Genomic DNA, 2,723 nt, shown 5'->3' with positions numbered 1-2,723 from the left:
CTGGCCAGTATCATGCCGGGCGAGACGATACGGTCGAGCTTGCGGAAAATATCCAGCTTGAGCTCCTCGCTCTCCGGCACCGCCTCGATGACGAAATCGCAACCGGCCATATCGTCCAGGCTGTTCGTGGTCCCGAGCCGGGCCGAGGCGGCCGCCACCGCCGAGGACTCGATCGCCCCTTTATCCGCCTGCCGCCGCAGGTTCCGGCCGATGGCGGCGTGCGCCTTTTCCAACTGGGGCGCAGCCACATCGTACAGCAGCGCTTCGAACCCCGCGAGGGCGGCGATGTGGGCGATCCCGCTCCCCATCTGTCCCGCACCGATGATTCCGATCGTCTTCACCTCAGCCTCCCGGTTCTCCTTCGTCCTGCCTCCCCTCCCCCTGACTTCCGCCAGCCAGATGGAGCGGCGTGGTCATTTACCGGCCAGACACTATTAATCATACACCCTGGTGTGGCTTACGGCATTTATACATACACTTTACGTTAAGGTCAATTCTTATAACACAGTGTTTGGCCGCACCCCGAAGGATGTTCAAACAGGGTCTAAATGCCAGTCAACACGTCGAACATTGTTGTTTTTGTTGACACGGAAAAGACCCGGTATTAGCTTTTAAATAAACTTATTTACGTAAAGGTAATACTATGGCAAACCAGCCCAACAAAAAGAAGGAACTCCTGCAGATCGGCGAAGTGGCAGAAATGCTCGGCATCACCACTCGCACCATCCGCTACTATGAAGAATTCGGGATCATGGCGCCGCCGCAGCGGCTCGAAGGCGGCAACCGGGTATACGCCAAGGAGGACATTCTCCGTCTGAAGTTCATTCTCCGATTGAAGGAAATCGGTCTTTCTCTCAGGGAGATGCAGGAACTGGCCGACATCTACAAGATCCACAAGGATTCCGACAAGATGATGCCGCGGCTTCTGCAGATCCTCGACGGGCACATCCATCACATCGACGAAAAGATTACCAGACTTTCCTCGTTGCGACAGGACATCGTCGGCTATCGGAGCAGAATCGCCGACATTCTGAAAGAGAAGAACCTGACGTAACCCTCCTGGCCACGGAAGGGACCACCACCCGACCGTGTGCTGCCGCCGCCCGATACGCAACCGCCTCAGGCGAAGCCGGAAAAATCCGGCTTGCGTTTCTCGAAGAAGGCCGCCAAGGCTTCCTGCGCTTCCGGGGAGGCGAGCCGCTGCAGGAAATGCCGCCCTTCCTCGGCCATGGTTTCGGCAACAGCGCGTTGACCGCCCCTCTTGAGCAGGGCTTTGGTCAGGCGTACCGAGGCCGGCGGCCTCTGCGCCAGCCTTCGTGCCATGGCCAAGGCCTGCTGGAGCAATTCCCCGTCGGGAAAAACGGTGTTGACCAGGCCGATCTCCCGGGCCCGCCCGGCGCCGAAGGGTTCGCCCAGCAGGAGCAGTTCGGCGGCCCGCTGGTGTCCCGCCAACTGCGGCAGCAGCAGGCTGGCGGCCGCCTCGGGGCAGAGCCCCAGGTTGACGAACGGCAGCTCGAAGCGCGCACTCTCTCCGGCGCAGACCAGGTCGCAGTGCAGCAGCATCGTGGTGCCGACGCCCACGGCCGGGCCGAGCACGGCGGCGAGGATCGGTTTCTGCGCACCGCTGATGGCCAGCAGGAAACGGAAGACGGGGCTTTCTTCGCCGGTCGGCGGCGAGGCGGCAAAGTCGTGCAGGTCGTTGCCGCTGGTGAAGCAGCCGCCGGCCCCCGCGATCAGAATGACGCGGACTTCCGGGTCGCCGTCGGCCCAGACGATGGCGCCGGCAAGGGCGTCGTACATCGCCGCGGTGAGCGCGTTCATCTTCTCCGGGCGGTTGATGGTGATGCGTAGGATATGCTCCCGGCAGCCGCATTCGATCGACGGTGTTGGACTGACGAAATTCATGAGCGCTCTCCCTCTGTTGTCCGTGACCTCAGGCAATAACGCTCCAGGGCTTCTTCCGGAAAATTTGGGTGGACCGCTGATCACAGAGAGAGTCCTGCAGGAGACCACTGGCAGACCCTGCAGACGACGCAGGGGCACGGCATGCCGTGCCCCTTGCCGTCAGAAAACGTACTTCTCCGCCTCGATCGCCGCATCGGCCAGCTTCCGCTTGGCCTGGAGCATGCCGGTGGCGTCGTACTTGGCGAAGCGCCGGATGCCGCTCAGGATCATGGTCAGCGTGTCCCCCTCCTCGATGTAGAAGGCTCCCTTCTTCGCCGCCGTCGAGAGGATCTCGGTGGCGTTGAAGGCGCAGACCTTGACGACGGCGGCCAGCAGCTCCTTCTTCCGCTCGCTGGCGGCGGCGAAGACTTTCTCGGCCCGCAGCACCGCGCTCTCCAGGGCGAAGATCTGGATGGCCATGTCGGCGGCGGCCAGCAGTATCTCCTGCTCGTTCTGCAGCCGGTCCATGAACTTCTGCACACTGGCGCCGGCGAGGATGAGAAACAGGGTCTTGAGGCTCTTCAGGAGAGCCTTTTCCCGGGCGAAAGGAACGCTGTCGTCGATCTCCTCGAAGGAAGGGGTCATCAGCGACTCGAAGGCCTTCAGCGCCTCCTTCTGCAGGGGGAGTTCACCCTTCATCGACTTGCGCAGGATCATGCCGGGGATGAGCAGACGGTTGATCTCGTTGGTCCCCTCGAAAATCCGGTTGATGCGCTCGTCGCGATAGAAGCGCTCGGCCGGGTACTCGCTGACGAAGCCGTAGCCGCCATGGATCTGCA

The 2,723-nt window shown here is 61.7% G+C and carries 4 protein-coding genes; 1 reads left to right on the top strand and 3 read right to left on the bottom strand.

Going from position 1 to position 2,723, the window contains the following annotated elements; translation table 11 throughout:
- A partial coding sequence (locus VD811_09375; protein HXV21178.1) for a 3-hydroxyacyl-CoA dehydrogenase NAD-binding domain-containing protein occupies positions 1-341 on the bottom strand: 341 nt, incomplete at its 3' end.
- Between the two features lie 302 nt (positions 342-643).
- Here VD811_09375 and VD811_09370 point away from each other — a divergent pair.
- Entirely contained in the window at positions 644-1,054 is a 411-nt protein-coding gene (locus VD811_09370) for a MerR family transcriptional regulator (protein ID HXV21177.1), read from the top strand.
- Between the two features lie 65 nt (positions 1,055-1,119).
- Here VD811_09370 and VD811_09365 read toward each other — a convergent pair whose 3' ends face one another.
- Positions 1,120-1,905, bottom strand: a complete 786-nt coding sequence (locus VD811_09365) for an enoyl-CoA hydratase (protein HXV21176.1) — start codon at positions 1,903-1,905, stop codon at positions 1,120-1,122.
- A 159-nt stretch (positions 1,906-2,064) separates the two neighbouring features.
- Positions 2,065-2,723, bottom strand: a 659-nt coding sequence (locus VD811_09360; protein HXV21175.1) for an acyl-CoA dehydrogenase family protein, incomplete at its 5' end; no start/stop codon positions are given.

It is taken from the genome of Desulfuromonadales bacterium (assembly GCA_035620395.1).
Lineage (GTDB): Bacteria > Desulfobacterota > Desulfuromonadia > Desulfuromonadales > DASPGW01 > DASPGW01.
Note: the sequence above shows the minus strand (reverse complement) of the source record. Positions and strands in the feature narration are given on the sequence as shown.